The sequence below is a fragment of the Bradyrhizobium sp. 930_D9_N1_4 genome (assembly GCF_052076015.1).
GTDB lineage: Bacteria > Pseudomonadota > Alphaproteobacteria > Rhizobiales > Xanthobacteraceae > Bradyrhizobium.
In genome coordinates, this window is record NZ_CP197236.1 from 2,306,675 (window position 1) to 2,325,618 (window position 18,944).

At 64.4% G+C, this 18,944-nt stretch carries 15 protein-coding genes; 8 read left to right on the plus strand and 7 right to left on the minus strand.

The window, feature by feature from the left end; translation table 11 throughout:
• Positions 1–221 precede the first annotated feature (221 nt).
• Together AB7532_RS10750 and AB7532_RS10755 are read left to right on the plus strand one after the other, a co-directional pair.
• On the plus strand, positions 222–3,401 hold the full coding sequence (locus AB7532_RS10750; RefSeq protein WP_441234763.1) for an efflux RND transporter permease subunit: 3,180 nt from the start codon (positions 222–224) through the stop codon (positions 3,399–3,401).
• The gene (locus AB7532_RS10755; RefSeq protein ID WP_441234764.1) at positions 3,388–4,584 is read left to right on the plus strand and encodes an efflux RND transporter periplasmic adaptor subunit; all 1,197 of its coding nucleotides are present in this window, start codon (positions 3,388–3,390) and stop codon (positions 4,582–4,584) included. Before AB7532_RS10750 ends, AB7532_RS10755 begins: the two co-directional genes overlap by 14 nt.
• Positions 4,585–4,687: 103 nt before the next feature.
• Here the strand turns inward: AB7532_RS10755 and AB7532_RS10760 are convergent, their stop codons facing one another.
• Together AB7532_RS10760 and AB7532_RS10765 are read right to left on the minus strand one after the other, a co-directional pair.
• Positions 4,688–6,202, minus strand: a complete 1,515-nt coding sequence (locus AB7532_RS10760) for an acetyl-CoA acetyltransferase (protein WP_441234765.1) — start codon at positions 6,200–6,202, stop codon at positions 4,688–4,690.
• Positions 6,203–6,398: 196 nt separating this feature from the next.
• Complete coding sequence (locus AB7532_RS10765) at positions 6,399–7,532, minus strand: nitronate monooxygenase (protein WP_441234766.1); 1,134 nt, start codon at positions 7,530–7,532, stop codon at positions 6,399–6,401.
• Positions 7,533–7,754: 222 nt separating this feature from the next.
• On the opposite strand from AB7532_RS10765, the gene AB7532_RS10770 reads away from it, so the two are divergent.
• Positions 7,755–9,422: a flavin-containing monooxygenase gene (locus AB7532_RS10770; protein ID WP_441234767.1), complete on the plus strand. Its 1,668-nt coding sequence runs from the start codon at positions 7,755–7,757 to the stop codon at positions 9,420–9,422.
• Positions 9,423–9,524: 102 nt separating this feature from the next.
• On the plus strand, positions 9,525–10,409 hold the full coding sequence (gene yghU, locus AB7532_RS10775) for a glutathione-dependent disulfide-bond oxidoreductase (protein WP_441234768.1): 885 nt from the start codon (positions 9,525–9,527) through the stop codon (positions 10,407–10,409).
• 112 nt (positions 10,410–10,521) lie between these two features.
• Here the strand turns inward: yghU and AB7532_RS10780 are convergent, their stop codons facing one another.
• The 4 genes from AB7532_RS10780 to AB7532_RS10795 form a co-directional block, all read right to left on the minus strand.
• A complete protein-coding gene (locus tag AB7532_RS10780; protein WP_441234769.1) occupies positions 10,522–11,139 on the minus strand; it encodes a flavin reductase family protein in 618 nt (205 codons plus the stop codon).
• Between the two features lie 137 nt (positions 11,140–11,276).
• Positions 11,277–12,554: an acyl-CoA dehydrogenase family protein gene (locus tag AB7532_RS10785; protein WP_441234770.1), complete on the minus strand. Its 1,278-nt coding sequence runs from the start codon at positions 12,552–12,554 to the stop codon at positions 11,277–11,279.
• Positions 12,555–12,847: 293 nt separating this feature from the next.
• On the minus strand, positions 12,848–13,228 hold the full coding sequence (locus AB7532_RS10790; RefSeq protein ID WP_441234771.1) for a VOC family protein: 381 nt from the start codon (positions 13,226–13,228) through the stop codon (positions 12,848–12,850).
• Between the two features lie 114 nt (positions 13,229–13,342).
• Positions 13,343–14,122 carry an SDR family NAD(P)-dependent oxidoreductase gene (locus AB7532_RS10795; protein WP_441234772.1) on the minus strand — a complete coding sequence of 260 codons (780 nt, stop codon included), beginning with the start codon at positions 14,120–14,122 and terminating at the stop codon, positions 13,343–13,345.
• Positions 14,123–14,302: 180 nt separating this feature from the next.
• Here AB7532_RS10795 and AB7532_RS10800 point away from each other — a divergent pair, with 180 nt between their 5' ends.
• Genes AB7532_RS10800 through AB7532_RS10810 form a run of 3 tightly spaced genes read left to right on the plus strand, consistent with a single transcriptional unit; the run spans position 14,303 to position 16,466 of the window.
• Complete coding sequence (locus AB7532_RS10800; protein ID WP_441234773.1) at positions 14,303–15,091, plus strand: enoyl-CoA hydratase/isomerase; 789 nt, start codon at positions 14,303–14,305, stop codon at positions 15,089–15,091.
• Positions 15,092–15,101: 10 nt separating this feature from the next.
• Positions 15,102–16,088 (plus strand): phosphotransferase family protein, encoded by a 987-nt coding sequence (locus tag AB7532_RS10805; protein ID WP_441234774.1) that lies wholly within the window; start codon positions 15,102–15,104, stop codon positions 16,086–16,088.
• A gap of 3 nt (positions 16,089–16,091) precedes the next feature.
• On the plus strand, positions 16,092–16,466 hold the full coding sequence (locus AB7532_RS10810; protein ID WP_441234775.1) for a DUF6285 domain-containing protein: 375 nt from the start codon (positions 16,092–16,094) through the stop codon (positions 16,464–16,466).
• A 118-nt stretch (positions 16,467–16,584) separates the two neighbouring features.
• Here AB7532_RS10810 and AB7532_RS10815 read toward each other — a convergent pair whose 3' ends face one another.
• Complete coding sequence (locus AB7532_RS10815) at positions 16,585–17,364, minus strand: enoyl-CoA hydratase-related protein (protein ID WP_441234776.1); 780 nt, start codon at positions 17,362–17,364, stop codon at positions 16,585–16,587.
• Between the two features lie 211 nt (positions 17,365–17,575).
• On the opposite strand from AB7532_RS10815, the gene AB7532_RS10820 reads away from it, so the two are divergent.
• A complete protein-coding gene (locus tag AB7532_RS10820) occupies positions 17,576–18,850 on the plus strand; it encodes an acyl-CoA dehydrogenase family protein (RefSeq protein WP_441234777.1) in 1,275 nt (424 codons plus the stop codon).
• The last annotated feature ends 94 nt before the right edge of the window (positions 18,851–18,944 follow it).

Here is an 18,944-nt window from a genome sequence, read left to right on the forward strand (position 1 = left end):
AGCGGCGCCCCCGGGCGCCGCTTTTTACATGCGCCGAGCCGCCTCCCGTAACCTTGCGGGTAAAAGCTGCATATCTGGAATGCGATTCCGCGGTGCGATAGCAGGGAAGTGACCGCGGCGGCCGGCGCTGTCGTTGGCCATTTCAGCGGTGTTCGGGTAAATCAGCCTAGGGAAACCGTGGGGGCGCGTTCCCTGACCCCCGATTTGGAATTGCCTGACGAATGATTGCTCTGGTCCGTATTGCCCTGAGCCGGCCCTACACGTTTGTCGTGCTCGCGCTCCTGCTTCTGATCATCGGACCGCTGGCCGCGCTGCGGACGCCGACCGACATCTTCCCGGACATCCGCATCCCGGTGATCGGCGTGGTCTGGCAGTACACCGGCCTGCCGCCGGACCAGATGTCCGGCCGCATCACCACCCCGTTCCAGCGCGCGCTGACGACGACCGTCAACGACATCGAGCACATCACCGCCAACTCCTATAACGGCTTTGGCATCATCAAGATCTTCTTCCAGCCGAACGTCGACATCCGCACCGCCAACGCCCAGGTCACCGCGATCTCGCAGACGCTGATCAAGCAGATGCCGCCGGGCGCGACGCCGCCCTTGATCCTGAACTACTCGGCCTCGACCGTGCCGATCATCCAGGTGGCATTGTCGGGCGATGGCCTGACCGAGCAGAACCTCGCCGATATCGGCATCAACAATCTGCGCACGCCGCTGGTGACGGTGCCGGGCGCGGCGATCCCGTACCCGTTCGGCGGCAAGCAGCGCCAGGTCCAGATCGACCTCGATCCGACCGCGCTCCAGGCCCGCGGCCTGTCGGGCCAGGACGTCGCCAACGCGCTCGCCGCGCAAAACCTGATCACGCCGGTCGGTACCCAGAAGATCGGCCAGTTCGAATACAGCATCCAGCTCAACAACTCGCCGCTCAAGATCGACGAGCTCGGCAGTCTGCCGATCAAGACCGTCAACGGCGCGATGGTCTATGTGCGCGACGTCGCCACCGTGCGCGACGGCAACCCGCCGCAGACCAACATCGTCCATGTCGACGGCAACCGCTCGGTGCTGATGATGGTGCTGAAGGCGGGGGCGACCTCGACGCTCGATATCATCGCCGGCATCAAGCAGAAGGTGATCGACGTCAAGGACCAGCTGCCCGATGCGCTGAAGATCGGCTTCATCGGCGACCAGTCGGTGTTCGTGCGCGGCGCGATCGAGGGCGTTGCCTTCGAAGGCGTGATCGCGGCGCTGCTGACCAGCGTCATGATCCTGCTGTTCCTCGGCAGCTGGCGCTCGACCGTGATCATCGCGGTCTCGATCCCGCTCTCGGTGCTCGGTGCCATCATCATGCTGTCGGCGATCGGCGAGACGCTGAACATCATGACGCTCGGCGGTCTCGCGCTCGCGGTCGGCATCCTCGTCGACGACGCCACCGTGACCATCGAGAACATCAACTACCATCTGGAGCAGGGCAAGCCGGTCGAGCAGTCGATCCTCGACGGCGCCAACCAGATCGTGACGCCGGCCTTCGTGTCGCTGCTGTGTATCTGCATCGTGTTCGTGCCGATGTTCTTCCTCACCGGCGTCGCGCGCTTCCTGTTCGTGCCGATGGCGGAAGCCGTGATGTTCGCGATGATCTGGTCGTTCCTCCTGTCGCGCACGCTGGTGCCGACCATGGCGAATTACCTGCTGAAGCCGCACGTCCATCACGAGGGTGAGCCGCCGAAGTCGCGCAATCCGCTGGTCTGGTTCCAGCGCGGTTTCGAGAAGCGGTTCGAGCGCATTCGCGGCGGCTACCATGACTTTCTCGGGCTCGCACTCGCGCATCGCGCGGTATTCGTGATCGGATTCCTCTGCGTGGTCGGCGCGTCCTTCGCGCTGGTGCCGTTCCTGGGCCGCAACTTCTTTCCCGCGGTCGATGCCGGCAACATCCTGATGCATGTCCGCACCCAGGTGGGCACCCGCGTCGAGGAGACTGCCAACCAGCTTGCCGACGTGCAGAAGGCGGTCCGCAAGCTGATCCCGGGCGAGATCGAGACCATGACCGACAACATCGGCATGCCGATCTCCGGCATCAACATGACCTACAACAACACCGGTGTGATCGGTCCGCAGGACGGCGACATCCAGATCAAGCTGAAGGAAGGCCACAAGCCCACGGAAGAGCACGTGAAGGTGCTGCGCGAGCAATTGCCGCGTCTGTTCCCCGGCGTCAGCTTCGCCTTCCTGCCGGCCGACATCGTCAGCCAGATCCTGAATTTCGGTGCGCCGGCGCCGATCGATCTCCAGATCCGCGGTGCCAATCTCGGCGCGAACTTCGTCTATGCCAACAGCCTGCTGGCAAAGGTCCGCAAGATTCCGGGTGTTGCCGATGCGCGCATCCAGCAATCGCCGAACCTGCCGACATTCAACATCGATGTCGACCGTACCCGCGCGCAATATGTCGGCCTGACCGAGCGCGACGTCACCAACAGCCTTGTCGTCAATCTCGCCGGCTCCTCGCAAGTCGCGCCGACCTACTATCTCAACCCTGACAACGGCGTGTCCTACTCGATCGTGATGCAGACGCCGCAATACCAGATCGACTCGCTCAGCGCGCTGCAGACGCTGCCGATCACGGCCACCGGCAATGCGCAGTCGCCGATCCTCGGCGGCATTGCCGACATCAAGCGCTCGACCTCGAGCGCGGTAGTCTCGCAATACGACATCCAGAACCTTGTGCAGATATTCGCCACGACCTCGGGCCGGGATCTCGGCGCGGTCGCGACCGACATCCGCCAGATCATCGCCGACACTGCTGGCGAAGTCCCGAAAGGCTCCTCCGTCGTCCTGCTCGGCCAGGTGCAGACCATGAACAGCGCCTTCACCGGCCTGCTGTTCGGCCTGCTCGGCGCGGTGGTGCTGATCTACTTCCTGATCGTGGTGAACTTCCAGTCCTGGTCGGATCCGTTCGTGATCATTACGGCGCTGCCGGCCGCGCTCGCCGGCATCGTCTGGATGCTGTTCATGACGGAGACGACGCTGTCGGTGCCGGCGCTCACCGGCGCCATCATGTGCATGGGTGTCGCCACCGCCAACAGCGTGCTCGTGATCTCCTTCGCCCGCGAGCGCTACGAGGAACTGGGCGATCCCATCGCAGCCGCGCTCGAAGCCGGCTTCGTCCGGTTCCGCCCGGTGCTGATGACGGCGCTCGCCATGATCATCGGCATGGCGCCGATGGCTCTGGGACTGGGCGAGGGCGGCGAGCAGAATGCGCCGCTCGGCCGCGCCGTGATCGGCGGCCTGATCTTTGCAACTTTCGCCACGCTGATGTTTGTTCCCGTGGTGTTCAGTATGGTACACAAGAAACAAGGCGCCAAAGCCGCCGCCCCCTTGGAGACTCCGCATGTCGCCCACTGAACCCCGCTCCCCGGTGTCGCACCGGAAACTGGGCATCTTCGGCGTGGTGGCGCTGATTGCGGCAGGCCTCGTCGTCGGCACCGGCATTCGTGCCCGCGAGGAGCAGGGCTCCAAGCTGAAGGAATGGACTGATGATCAGGCCGTTCCGAGCGTCGCGGTGACCTTGCCCAACGCCAAGGCTCTCAATTCGACCATCGACCTGCCGGGCCGCCTCGAAGCCTATTATCGCGCGCCGATCTTTGCCCGCGTCCCCGGCTATCTCAAGAACTGGAGCGCCGACATCGGTGCGCGCGTCAAGGCCGGTCAGGTGATCGCCGAGATCGAGGCGCCCGACCTCGACCAGCAACTGCTCCAGGCGCGCGCCGACCTCGCCAGCCAGCAGTCCAGCGCAAGGCTGTCGGAAGCGACCCTCAATCGCCGCAAGACGCTGGTCGCCTCCAATTTCGTCTCCGCGCAGGAAATCGACGAGCGCACCGCCGATCTCTCCAACAAGAACGCAGCGGTTCGCTCGGGCCAGGCCAATGTCGAGCGGCTGGAAGCGCTGGCCGGTTACAAGAAGATCACCGCGCCGTTCGACGGTGTCGTCACGGCGCGCGACACCGACGTCGGTGCGCTGATCAATTCCGGCGGCGGCTCGGGCCCGGCGATGTTCGTGGTCTCCGACATCACCAAGCTGCGCGTCTACATCAACGTGCCCCAGAACTACGTTCCCGCGATCAAGATGGGCGCCAAGGCGACCATCGCGTTGCCGGAATATCCGAACCGGACCTTCCAGGCGACGGTGGAGGCCTCATCGCAGGCCGTCGACGTCGCCTCGGGCACCACGCGCATGCAGCTTGGTCTGGACAATTCCGCGGGCGAGCTGATGCCCGGCGGCTATGCCAGCGTGAAGTTGAACCTCCAGCGCGACTCCGCGCCGCTCAGCATTCCCGCCAGCGCGCTGATCTTCAACAGCAATGGACTGCGCATTGCGACGGTCGGTCCAGACGACAAGGTGCTGTTCAAGCCGGTGACGATCGCTCGCGATCTTGGCAAGGAGATCGAACTCGCCTCCGGGATTGCCGCGGATGACCGCGTCATCACAGCCCCGCCGGATGGTCTTTCCGACGGCGATGCGGTGCGCGTCGTCGGCGCCAAGGGCAAGCCGGCCACGGCATCCGAGAAGCAGTCGCCGAAAAGCTAGGCTCGGTCTCGTAGGGTAGGCAAAGCGAAGCGTGCCCACCACCTCATGCGATCTCGAAGATGGTGGGCACGGCGCAAGAGCGCCTTTGCCCGCCCTACGAGATCTACGCCGCCCGCCACTCCGGCACGCTGTCCGCGGCCATCTTGATCTCGCCCAGTGACCCCACCGGGGTGCGGTTCATATTCAACAGATGCGCCAGCGTCGCGCTATCGCTCGCCGGGATCCGCGCCAGCGTGCGCCGGTCGTCTTCCGTGCGCAGCATCACCACGCCGTGCTCGACATCGCCGCCACGGCCGTAGAGCACAGTAAAGCTCTCGACCTTGGCCTTGCCTGAGACCTCCGTGACGAAGTCCGGCACCGCGCGCTTGTTGCGGTCGGCCTCGGCTTGCACGCTGGTTTCCTGGGCCAGCGCTTCACGCGGCGGCGCCTTTGCCACGACCAGCGCGTGGTGCTTGGTGACGAAGCCGCCCTGGCCGTAGAGCAGGCCGAGTTTCGCGCCATCGCGCACCCGGCGCACCATCGCGCAGGCGGCGTGGGTCATGTAGGTGTTGAGCGGCGCGCCGAAGAAGGTGAGGCCGCCGGTCACGGTCGGCTGCACGTCGGCACCGAGGCCGAGCGTCCGCCGCGCCATCTTGGGCACGCAGGGGAAGCAGCTGTAGAGCTCGATCGCGTCGAACTTCTTGCCGTCGCCGCCGGCGAGATCCATCACCGCTTTCAGCACCGCATTCTGCGGATGGCTCTCGTAGAACTGGTCACGCAACAGATAGTCGCGCGGCTCTTCCGCCGAGGCACCGCCAAGTGGGTAAACCAGCTTGTCCTCGGCAATGCCGAGCGCGCGCGCCTTGGCAAGGCTCGTCAGCAGCAGCGCGCCGCCCATGTTGACGCTGGGATTGGCGACCATGAGCTTGTTGTAGGGCCATGCGATCAGCCGGTTGTCCGCGGTCGGGGTCGTGATCTCGTCCGGCGCATAGCGCCGCTTCAGCCAGGCGTTGGGATTTTGCGCGGCGGCTTCCGAATATCGCGACCAGAGCGTGCCTGATTCCGCCATCGCTTCGCGCGGCGTCTGGCCCCAATGGGCGGAGGTGGCGGCTTCGTAGAAGGGATAGACGGTGACGGGGCGGAACACACCGAGCGTCACGGCCAGCGGCTTCTGAAAGGCCGCGCCGCGCTTGGGTTCCTCGACGTCATGCGCGAACGGCGTCCATGGCAGTTTGGCGCCGGCGCGCTCTGCTTTGGTCGCGGTCGACTGGGCCTCCGCGCCGCAGACCGCGGCCACGGTGCACTCGCCACGTGCGATACGCTTGGCGGCTTCGTGGATGAAGCGAATCGGGCTCTCGCCCCCGACCGGGCCGTAATGGCTATGCGCGGGCGTAACGCCGAGCCGTTGCGCCAAAAGCTTCTCGGGATCGCGATAGCGCCAGCTCAGGAAGTTGACGACGTCGAGCGACTGCACCTCGCCAAGCAGCTTTGCGCCGGCATCCGCCTCGGCGCGCCGCAGTGCCTGCTCCAGCAGGTCGAGCGGCTCGAGGCCCGCGGTGATGTCCTTGGGGCGATCGACGATCTCGCCGACGCCGACGATGACGGGGATGCGGTCTTCGGGGATGTTGGTCTTGGTCATTTCTTCTTGCTTCACGTTTCAGATTCTCGGCACGCCGTCGCCCTTCGAGGGCCGCTGAAGAAGCGGCCACCTCAGGGTGACGGCTACGGGGACAGCGTCATCCCTGCACAATGGCGAAGCCATTGTCGCTGGAGGTGCGAGCTGAGCGGCGCATCGCGCCGCTGGGCGAGCCTCGAAGGATGGGCCGCGCGCACCATCACTCCGCCACCAGTGCATTCATGTGCTCGACGGCTTCGGCGAACTCTTCCTTGAACTCCTGGACCACGGCGCCCGCCGACTTCACGCTGTCGATCAACCCGACGCCCTGGCCGACGAAATAGCTGACGAGGTCGCGCGCCTTGGCGTTGCCGCTCGCGGCGGCGCGATCGATCGAGTTGAAGGCGTCGCGGCTGATGATGCTTTGCAGCGGCATCGGCAGCGCGCCCGGGCTTTCCGGCGCGCGGTCCCAGGCATCGGTCCAGACCGAGCGGAGCTGACGGGCCGGCTTGCCGGTGCGCCCCTTGGAGCGGATCGCGTCGCGGGACGACGCGGCGATCATCTTCTCGCGAAATATCTCCGAGGTTTCGGCCTCGACGGTGGCGAGCCACACCGAGCCGGTCCAGGCACCGGCGGCGCCCATCGCCATGCAGGCCGCCATCTGCCGTCCCGTCATGATGCCGCCGGCCGCCAGCACCGGCACGTCGCGGATCGGCTTGATCGCCTTGATCACCTCCGGCACCAGCACCATGGTCGAGACCTCGCCGCAATGGCCTCCGGCCTCGGTGCCTTGCACGACGAGAATATCCACGCCGGCCGCAACCTGGCGCAACGCATGCTCCTTGGCGCCGACGAGGGCCGCGACGGGCACGCCGTGCGTCTTGCCCATCTCGATCATCCCTTTCGGCGGTACGCCGAGCGCATTGGCGATCAACCGGATCGGATGATTGAAGGAGACTTCGAGCAGCTCCAGCGCGGTCTTCGCGTCGAAGGGCTGCGGCTGGTTGTCGGCCACGCTGGTTGTGGTCAGTTCGATGTCGTATTTCTTCAGGAGGTCGCGCGTGTAGGCGCGGTGCTCCGGCGGCACGCGCGCTTCCAGGCTCTTCCAGGTGACGTCCTTCTCGCCTGAAGTCGAGATGTTTTCGGGGATCAGCACGTCGATGCCGTAGGGCTTGCCGTCGACGTGGTCGTCGATCCATGTCAGCTCGCGTTCGAGCGTGTCAGGTGTATGTGCGGTCGCGCCGAGCACGCCAAAGCCGCCGGCGCGGCTGACGGCGGCAACGACGTCGCGGCAATGGCTGAAGGCGAGCAGCGGGAACTCGATGCCCAGCATGTCGCAGATCGGCGATTTCATGGCTCTCTCCCGGCGGCCGTTGCGACGACGCTAGCCCATTGCGATTTGCGATGCCATGCCGGATTCGGCCGTGCATCTTGCGTGCAGACGCCACGCCGCGGAGGAGCCATTCCGCTGCACAAAATAACCAAATCAGAGCCCGCCGATTTGCCTCTTGCGCTTTCGTTGATGCGAGAGAATGCTGGCTCACAACAAGAATTAACAATCAGGGAGCGCCAACCGATGTCGCCAGCGCAAGCGAGTCCGGCTCAGGGTGCGGAAGCCTACGACGTGGTCGTCGTCGGCGCGGGCTTCGCCGGCATGTATATGCTGCATCGCCTGCGCGGGCTCGGCTTCTCGGTACGGGTCTACGAGCAGGGCGATGGTGTCGGCGGCACCTGGTACTGGAATCGCTATCCCGGTGCGCGCTGTGACGTCGAGAGCATGCAGTATTCCTATTCGTTCTCGGAAGAGCTCCAGCAGGAATGGGACTGGAGCGAGCGCTACGCGCCGCAGCCGGAGATCCTGAAATACGCCAACCACGTTGCGGATCGATTTGATCTGCGCCGTGACATCCAGTTCGACACCCGCGTCGAACGCGCGGTCTTCGACGAGCGTGCCAAGCGCTGGTCGGTGACGATCTCCGGCGGCAAGACGGTTCAGGCGCAGTTCGTCGTGCTTGCGACCGGCTGCCTTTCGAACGCGCGCAGGCCCGATATCAAGGGCCTCGATAACTTCAAGGGCGCCGTCTATCACACCGGCAACTGGCCGCACGACGACGTCGACTTCACCGGCTTGCGCGTGGGGTTGATCGGTACGGGATCGTCAGGCATCCAGTCGGCGCCGGTGATTGCCCAGCAAGCAAAACATCTCACGGTGTTTCAGCGCACCGCGAATTTCTCCATTCCCGCCCGCAATGCCGCGCTGACCGACGAGGAGCGCGATATTTTCCGCAAGAAATATCCCGAGATCCGCCAGTTCGCGCGCGAGGTCGCGCGCAACGGCATCTATGCCGAACAGCCGGATCGCGGCGCGCTCGACGACAGCGATGAAACCAGAAACGGCAAGTATGCGGCGCGCTGGGAGCGCGGCGGGCTGACGTTCATGTATGTCTACAACAATCTCGGCCTCGAGCGTTCTGCGAACGATACCGCGGCGAACTTCGTGCGCGGCAAGATCGCCGAGATCGTGAAGGACCCGGAGACCGCGAAGTTGCTCCAGCCGGACAGCCATCCGATCGGCACCAAGCGCATCTGCATCGACACGGATTATTTCGCGGCCTTCAATCGGCCGAACGTCTCGCTGGTCGACATCAAGGCCAATCCGATCGAGGAGATCACGGCGGATGCCGTTCGCGTTGCGGGCAAGGACCACGAGGTCGATGCGCTGGTGATGGCGACAGGCTTCGATGCGATGACCGGGTCCGTTGTGAAGATCGACATTAGCGGCCGGGACGGCGAGCGGCTGAACCGAAAATGGGAGGAGGGGCCGAAGACCTATCTCGGACTGATGAGTGCGGGCTTTCCGAACCTCTTCATCATCACTGGTCCGGGCAGTCCCTCGGTGCTCTCCAACATGATCGTGTCGATCGAGCAGCATGTCGACTGGATCGCCGACTGTCTCGTCCACATGCGCAAAGGCGGCCTTGCCACGATGGAGGCGGGCAGGGAGGCCGAAGAGAAATGGGTGGCGCACGTCAATGAGGTCGCCCACGGCACGCTCTATCCGCAGGCCAATTCCTGGTACATGGGCGCGAACATCCCCGGCAAGCCGCGCATCTTCATGCCCTATATCGGCGGCGTCGGCGTCTACCGCCGGATCTGCGACGAGGTCGCCGCGAAGGGGTATGAGGGGTTTGTGATGGAGGCCGAGGCGCGGCCGCGCAGCCTGATCGCAGGCCAGGTTGCATGACGCCGGCCTGAGGCCCGCGCCCGACGCAGGGCCGGCGGGGCTTGCCATCGGCCGTTCGCGGGCTAATTAATGCAGGCGCATCTTTCCGCCGGAGCCCCCCGCATGACCGACGTCCCCGCCTACGTGCCGCCCAAAGTCTGGACCTGGAACAAGGAGAATGGCGGCCAGTTCGCCAGCATCAACCGTCCCATTGCCGGCGCGACCCACGACAAGGAGCTGCCGGTCGGCAAGCATCCGCTTCAGCTCTATTCGCTGGCGACGCCGAACGGCGTGAAGGTCACGGTGATGCTGGAAGAGCTTCTGGCGCTCGGCCACAAGGGCGCCGAATACGACGCCTGGCTCATCAAGATCGGCAATGGTGACCAGTTCGGCAGTGGCTTTGTCGACATCAACCCGAATTCCAAGATTCCGGCGCTGATGGATCGTTCAGGTCCGGAGCCGATCCGGGTGTTCGAATCCGCCTCGATCCTGTTCTATCTCGCCGAAAAGTTCGGCGGTGCCTTCCTGCCGAAGGAGATCAAGGCCCGCACCGACACCATGTCCTGGTTGTTCTGGCAGATGGGCAGCGCGCCCTATCTCGGCGGCGGCTTCGGCCATTTCTACGCTTACGCGCCGTTCAAGATCGAGTACGCCATCGATCGCTTCGCGATGGAGGTCAAGCGCCAGCTCGATGTGCTCGACCGGCGTCTTGCCGACAACGAGTATCTCGCCGGCAAGGAGTACACGATCGCCGACATGGCGGTGTGGCCGTGGTACGGCGCGCTCGCCAAGGGCCTGGTCTACGGCGCCGGTGAATTCCTGTCGGTGCAGGACTACAAGAACGTGCAGCGCTGGACCGACCAGATCGCGCAGCGCCCCGCCGTGAAGCGCGGCCGCATGGTCAACCGCGTCTCCGGCGATCCCTCAAGCCAGCTCCACGAGCGCCACGACGCCGGCGATTTCGAGACGAAGACGCAGGACAAAGTCGAGGCCGCGAAGACTGCGTAAGTCACAGATATCGTAGGGTGGGCAAAGCGAAGCGTGCCCACGCACTTTTCGCAACAGACAGAGATGGTGGGCACGGCGCTTCGCGCCTTTGCCCACCCTACGGCACCGCGCCCTACGGCTTCTTCGCCCCCTCCGCCGCCGGAAACACCACGCGGTCATCCGTGCGGCAGTAGCGGTCGGCGAACATGCGGCCGATCGGGTGATAGCGGTCCATGTGCACCCGCATCGCCTCGTGGTCCCACAGCTCGTCGCGGATATGGAAGTGGATGCCTTCGCCCATGATCAGGCGGCGATCGTCGTTGACGTCGATCATCTTCCAGAGCTTGCACTCCATCGCCCAGGGCGTGTCGGCAAGCCGTGGCACCGCGATCTTGCTTGAGGGCGCGAGCTTCAAGCCGAGATAGTCGGGCTCGCCGATCTCAGGCGGAAAGTCGCCGCTGCTCTCGTGCATCGCTTTCGCCAGCGGCTCGTCGGCGAGGTTGACGACGAACTCGCCGGTGCGCTGGATGTTGAGGAAGGTGTCCTTGTCCTGTCCATCAGGCTTGCGGTTGGCCGCGAACATGCAGAGCGGCGGGTCCTCGCAGAAGGCGTTGAAGAAGCTGAAGGGCGCGGCATTGACCACGCCTGATGGACCGACCGTGGTCACCCACGCGATCGGCCGCGGCAGGATGAATGACGTCAGCACCTTGTAGCGCTCGCGTGGCGTCAGGTCGCTGGCGGCGTAGTCCATGGGAAGTCACCTGGAAATGATTCTCGTAGGGTGGGCAAAGCGAAGCGTGCCCACCACGCCCTGATGGTGGGCACGGCACGCGAAGTGCGTGCCTTTGCCCACCCTACAGCATTCTCCGAGCGGGGAGAGGCAAAGCCTCACGCCATGCTCAGCTCATGCCGTCCCACCACCATCCAGTGCACCTCGTCCGGACCATCCGCAAAGCGCAGATGGCGCACGTCCTGGTACATTTCCGCGAGCGGGGTCCAGTGCGAGATGCCGGTGGCGCCGTGCATCTGGATCGACTGGTCGATGATCTTGCAGGCGCGCTCCGGCACCATGGCCTTGACCATGGAGACCCAGACGCGGGCCTCCTTGTTGCCGAGCACGTCCATGGCCTTGGCCGCCTTCAGCACCATCAGCCGCATCGCCTCGATCTCGCAACGCGCCTGCGCGATGATCTGCATGTTGCCGCCGAGATGGGCGATCTTCTTGCCGAAGGCTTCGCGGGTCAGGCCACGCTGCACCATCAGGTCGAGCGCCTTCTCGGCCTTGCCGATGGTGCGCATGCAATGATGGATGCGGCCGGGACCGAGGCGGAGCTGCGAGATCTCGAAACCGCGGCCTTCGCCGAGCAGCATGTTTTCCTTCGGCACGCGCACATTGTTGAAGCGCATGTGCATGTGGCCGCGCGGCGCGTGGTCCTGGCCGAACACGTACATGGGGCCGAGCACCTCGACGCCGGGCGTGTCGCGCGGCACCAGGATCTGCGACTGCTGCTTGCTGGGCGCCGCATCCGGATTGGTCTTCACCATCACGATGAGGATCTTGCAGCGGGGATCGCCGACGCCCGAGATGTAATATTTCTCGCCGTTGATGACCCATTCGTCGCCGACGAGCTTGGCGCTTGTCGAGATGTTCTTCGCGTCGGAGGAGGCGACGTTCGGCTCGGTCATGACATAGGCCGAGCGGATCTCGCCGTTCATCAGCGGCTTCAGCCACTTCTCCTTCTGCTCCTTGGTGCCGACGCGCTCCAGCACTTCCATGTTGCCGGTGTCGGGCGCCGAGCAGTTCATGCTCTCGGACGCCAGCGGGCTCTTGCCGAGCTCGGAGGCGATATAGGCGTAGTCGAGATTCTTGAGGCCCTGGCCGGTCTCGTCATCGGGCAGGAAGAAATTCCAGAGGCCCTCCTTCTTGGCCTTGTTCTTGGCGACCTCAAGCACTTCGAGCTGCTTCGGCGTAAAGCTCCAGCGGTCCTGCTTGCCTTCGCCGGCCTTGGCGAACTCGATCGACATCGGCTCGACGGTTTCGCGGATGAACTTCCTGACGTGATCGTAGAGCGGCCGGACCTGGTCCGACATCCTGAGGTCGTTGAGCTCGTCGCCGGGATTGAGGGTGTAATTGGTGGTGCGGGGTATGTAGGTATGTTTTGTCATTGTTCCTCCCGGAGTTGCTGAGATCGCGTTGAGCCGGAGAATAGTCGCAGCGCGATCAAAGCGCGAGCGCGTATTTTCTCACGCGAGCCATGCCATGCGATGGAATTTCGCAAAGGCGTTTGAAATGTTGTTTGAACCTGAGTGCGGGGGCGGTAGGTGCGCGCCCCACTCTCCGCTGGTCATCGCCCGACTTGATCGGGCGATCCAGTATTCCGTGACGGCAGCGATTGAGTGGAGAGGCCACGGCGTACTGGATTCCCCGCTTTCGCGGGGAATGACAGCATCCTGAGCAATCAGTTCGGCAGCCGGTGCATCGCGCAGATCTTGTTGCCGTCGAGGTCGCGCAGGTAAGCAAGGTAGAGCTTGCCGCCCGGGCCCTGGCGCACGCCGGGCGGGTCCTCGATTGACGCGCCGCCGGCTGCGAGGCCGGCCGCGTGCCATGCATCGACCTGCTCCGGCGAATTGCAGGCAAAGCCGATGGTGCCGCCATTCGCACAGGTTGCTGCCTCGCCGTTGATCGGCTTCGACACCGAGAACACGCCGGTCTTGGTGAAGTAGAAAATGCGGTGGCCGTCGACCTTGGCCGGCCGCACTTCGAGCGTGTTCAGCAGATTGTCGTAGAACGACTTGGCCTTGTCGAGGTCGTTGGTGCCAATCATAATGTGTGAGAACATTTGCCCATTCCCTCAGAGTGTGTAGCCCGGATGAAGCGCAGCGCAATCCGGATCTGTTTGCTTTTTGGTCGTCCCGGATTGCGCTACGCTCCATCCGGGTTAAGAACTTGAAAATCAAAACGCCGTATAGCCGCCGTCGATCACGAACGTATCCGCCGTGTGATATGACGACGCCTTGCTCATCAGATACACCGCGATGCCGCCGAAATCGGATGCCTCGCCGAACCGCCGCACCGGAATGCGCGGCATCACGTTGGCGACGAATTTTTCGTTGCCCATGATGCCGGCGGTCATGTCGCTCCTGATCCAGCCGGGCAGGATCGCGTTCGCCGTGACGCCGTGACGCGCCAGTTCGACGCCGAGTGCGCGCACCAGCGCGTTGATCGCGGCCTTGGTCGCCGCATAATGCTCGTTGCGTGCGGTGCCGAAGATCGAGGCGAGGCTCGAGGTCGCGACCAGCCGGCCGAAGGGGTCGCCGGCATTGGCGCGGTCGGTCATGTGTTTTGCGGCGGCCTGGAAGGCGTGGAACACGCCGTCGAGATTGGTCGCAAACATTGTGCGCCATTCCTCTTCGGTGCGCTCGATGAAGGAGCGCCGGCCGCCGCCGCCGATGCCGGCATTGGCAAAGCAGCCGTCGACCCGGCCGAAGGTGTCGAGCGTCGCCTTCATCGCGGCATTGACCGAGGCCGGATCGGTGACGTCGCAGACGCGGGCATCGACCTTGCCGGAGAGGCCCGCCATGCTCGCGGCAGCAGCCTTGTTCTTGTCGGCATTGCGGCCCCAGATCGAGACGTTGCAGCCCTGGGCGGCGAGCGCCTGCGCGATGCCGAGCCCGATACCGCCATTGCCGCCGGTGATCACCGCGACGCGGCCGGTGAGGTCGAAAATGGACATGGCGCGTTTCCTGCTTTTTTGGCACCGCCGCGCGCCAGCCTGTGCGCGCAAGATTGTGCGATATGACGACAAGGTATGTTCGCAGCACCATGGACAAGGCCGCGACAAAAATCAAATATGCGCCCGGCAAAACGAATTCCGGTCTGCGAAACATCGCTGGCTGCAACTGACGAGGAAACCATGCAGTTCAAACACGTCACGCTCGATTTCGATGGTTCGGTCGCGATCCTCCGGCTCGACCATCAGGAGGTGATGAACGCGGTCTCCATGGACATGCTCGGCGGCCTCTCCGAGGCGCTCGACGCGATCGAGGAAAAGAAGGACGAGGTACGCTGCGTGGTGCTGACCGGCGCGGGGCGGGCGTTTTGTACCGGCGCGAATCTTCAGGGCCGCAACAACCAGGCGAAGAAGACCAAGGCCGGCATGACGCTGGAGACCGGCTTTCATCCCTTCCTGCGCCGCATCCGCAATCTGCACTGTCCCATCATCACCGCGGTCAACGGCCCGGCCGCCGGCGCCGGCATGAGCTTCGCGCTGCTCGGCGATATGGTCCTGTGCGCGCGTTCCTCCTACTTCCTTCAAGCTTTCCGCCGCATCGGCCTCGTGCCGGATTGCGGCTCGACCTGGCTGCTGCCGCGCCTGATCGGCAAGGCGCGCTCGGTCGAATTGTCGCTGATGGGCGAGCGCCTGCCGGCCGAGAAGGCGCTGGAATGGGGTCTCATCAACCGCGTCTACGATGACGGCGTGCTGATGGAGGAGGCGATGAAGCTCGCGCGCGACCTCGCGAGCGGCCCGACGGTGGCGCTGTCGCTGATCCGCAAGCTCTATTGGGACAGCCCGGAAAATTCCTTCGAGGACCAGCTCAATCTCGAATTTCAGTGCCAGCTCCGCGCCGGCGACACCGATGATTTCCGCGAAGGCGTCGGCGCCTTCCTGGAGAAGCGCCCTGCCAAATTCAACGGCAAATGATCAAAGGCAAATGATCGAGGCGGAACTCTCCCGTAGCGCGCAGCGCTGGTGTCCCGGGGCGACCGGCGTCACCGGCGCGGCGAAGTTGTCGGGTGGTGCCAGTCAGGAAACCTGGCGCTTCGACATCGTGCATCCCGACGGGCCGATCGGTGCGATCCTGCGTCGCTCGCCCAAGGGCTATGGCGCGGCGCCGACGCGCGCTGCGGGCCTTGCGGCTGAGGCGCAGCTGATGCAGCTCGCCTATGAGGCCGGCGTGCCGTCGCCGCGCGTGATGCATGTGCTGACGCCGGACGAGGATCTTGGCACCGGCTTCATCATGCAGCGGGTCGAGGGCGAGACCATCGCGCGCAAGATTCTGCGCGATGACGCGTACGCGGCCGCGCGGCCGCAGCTGGCACGGCAGATCGGCGGCGTGCTCGCCGGCCTGCACAGGCTGCCGCAGGACAAATTGCCGGAGCTGCGCAGCCGGAGCGCAACCGAGGAGATCGGTGAGTTCGATCGCGATTATCGCAGCCTGAACTGGCCAAAACCGGTGTTCGAGCTGGCGCTGCGCTGGTTGCGTGACCACGATCCCGGTCCGTCGGCCGAGACGACGCTGGTGCATGGCGATTTCCGCAACGGCAATCTCATCATCGGCGCCGACGGATTGCGCGCGGTGCTCGACTGGGAGCTCGCCCATCTCGGCGATCCCATGGAGGACCTCGGCTGGGTCTGCGTCAATTCGTGGCGCTTTGGCGAGATCGACAAGCCTGTCGGCGGCTTCGGCTCACGCGAGGAACTGTTCGCGGGCTATGAGGCGGCAGGCCGCAAGGTCGACCCGGCGCGTGTGAAATTCTGGGAAGTGATGGGCACGCTGCGCTGGGGCATCATGTGCGGCGGGATGATGCAGCGGTTCCGCGAGGGGCCGGATCATTCGATGGAGCGCGCCATGATCGGGCGCCGCGCGTCCGAGACCGAGATCGATCTGTTGCGGCTGCTGGCGCCGCGCGGGAGCTGATAGATGCAGGACGAACCAACCCCGATCGAGCTGACCAAATCGGTCGCCGATTTCCTTCGCAACGACATCGCGCCGTTGATCTCCGGCCACCAGGCCTTCAAGCTGCGCGTCGCCATCAACATCCTCGATCTCGTCACGCGGCAGCTGACGCAGGAGGAGGGGAGCGATGCTGCGGAGGTGGCGCGCTTGCGGGCGCTGCTCGGCATCGATGGCTCGGTGAGCGATCTCAACGGCGCGCTCGCGGATCGCATCGCAAAGGGCGAGGTCGATCTTGCGACGCCCGGGCTCGCCGAGCATCTCTGGGCGACCACGATGGACAAGCTCGCCGTCGATCAGCCGAACTACGCGTCCTACAAGCGGGAACAGGGGCGGGCCTAGGCGACGCTCCATCAGCCGTCATTGCGAGCGCAGCGAAGCAATCCAGAGTCTTTCCACGGAGGCAGTCTGGATTGCTTCGTCGCAAGGGCTCATCGCAATGACGAGCGGAGGGACCGCCTTATTTCCCCACCCAATTCGGTGGCCGCTTCTCCGAAAACGCCTTCGGGCCCTCGACATAATCCTGCGAGGCCACCATCGCCTTCACCGCCGGATATTCGCGCTGCTCCTCGATCGCCTGCTCCAGCGAGACGCCAAGGCCCTTCTGGATGGTCTGCTTCGAGGCGCGGATCGACATCGGCGAGTTCTTGGTGATCATCTCGGCCCAGCGCAGCGCGCCCGTGAGCGCTTCGCCCTGCGGCACCACCTCGTTGACGAAGCCGATCTCAAAACCTTCCCTGGCGCCGACATGGCGAGCGGTGAGGATCATGCCCATGGCGCGCTTCAGGCCGATCTGGCGCGGCAGCCGGTGCAGGCCGCCGGCGAGTGCGGCCAGCCCAACGCGCGGCTCGGGCAGGGCGAAGGTCGCGTTCTCCGACGCGATGATCAGATCACAGGCGAGTGCGATCTCGAAGCCGCCGCCCATGGCAACGCCGTTCACCGCGGCGATGATCGGCTTGTCGCAGTCGAAGCGCGCAGTAAGGCCGGCAAAGCCGCCCCTGTCCCAGCCGCGTTTTCCGCCCGCGGCCTGCCACTTCAGATCATTGCCGGCACAGAACGCCTTGTCGCCCGCGCCCGTGACGATCGCGACCCACTGTTCGGGATCAGCGGAGAAATCGTCGAACACCTTTTGCAGCTCGAAATGCGCATCGGTGTGCAGCGCGTTGTAGACCTCGGGCCGCGACAGCGTCACGATCGTGATCGGCCCCTTGCGTTCCACCTTTGAGAATTTCAGCTCCATCGCGCGCTCCCGCATTTTCTCGTGAAGGACTATTGGCGTCATACTACCGCGCGTCAGCGCCGGAGCACCATCGAATTGCGCGGGCGCGCCTTGCGCATCTGTCACGCCTCGCATTGCTTGACTTGCGCGCGCGCTTCTCGGCTTAATCACGCCAAGCAAAAACGCGACTAGCGCCTTAACACAAAACGATAAAATCATCCGGGAGAGAACCGTGGATTTCTCATTGCCTGCCGATCTCGTCGCCTATCTCGGAGAGCTCGACCGCTTCATCGAACGCGAGATCAAGCCGCTGGAAGCGGCCGACGACAACATCCGCTTCTTCGACCATCGCCGCGAATGGGCGCGCACCGATTTCGAGAATGGCGGTCTGCCACGCCACGAGTGGGAGGCGCTGCTGCGCAAGGCAAAGGATCTCGCCGACGCCGCCGGCCATCTGCGCTTTCCGGTGTCGAAGCAATATGGCGGCAAGGACGGATCGAATCTCTGGATGGCCGTGATCCGCGAGCATTTCGCCGCAAAGGGCCTCGGCCTGCACAACGATCTCCAGAACGAGCATTCCATCGTCGGCAATTTCCCCGTCGCGACGATGCTCGATCGCTACGGCCGCGACGACCAGAAGGCGATGATCGACGGCTCGATCAAGGGCAAATACCGCATTACGTTCGGGCTCACCGAGCCCAATCACGGCTCGGACGCGACCCACATGGAGACGCGTGCGGTGCCGGCGACCCGCGACAACGTCAAGGGCTGGATCATCAACGGCGAGAAGATGTGGACCACCGGCATGCACGTCGCCACGCATTGCGCGCTGTTCGCACGCACCAGCGGCAATGACGGCGATGCGCGTGGCATCACCTGCTTCCTGGTGCCGGCCAAGAGCCACGGCGTGAAGATTGAAGAGTACATGTGGACCTTCAACATGCCGACCGACCATCCCCGCGTCAGTTTTACGGATGTGTTCGTGCCTGATGATGCGCTGTTCGGCGAGGTCGGCCGTGGCCTGTCGCTGGCGCAATGTTTTGTCCATCAGAACCGCATCCGTCAGGCGGCAAGTTCGCTCGGTGCGGCCGTCTACTGCATCAACGAGAGCGTGAAATACGCGCGCGAGCGAAAGCCGTTCGGCAAGGCGCTCGCGGAGAACCAGGCGATCCAGTTCCCGCTGGTCGAGCTTGCCACGCAGGCCGAGATGCTGCGCCTCTTGATCCGCAAGACCGCTTGGGAGATGGACCAGCTCAACGAGGAGCAGATCGAGCGCACGCTCTCCGACCGCGTCTCGATGTGCAACTATTGGGCTAACCGCCTCTGCTGCGAATCCGCCGACCGCGCCATGCAGGTCCACGGCGGCATGGGCTATTCACGCCACAAGCCGTTCGAGCACATCTACCGGCACCACCGCCGTTATCGGATCACCGAGGGCAGCGAGGAAATCCAGATGCGCAAGGTCGCGGGTTTCCTGTTCGGGTATATGGGGCCGGGGAAGCACTAATCGTCGTTGCGAGCGTAGCGAAGCAATCCAGGGTCTTTCCGCGGAGGCAGCCTGGATTGCTTCGTCGCAAGGGCTCTTCGCAATGACGGCGAAG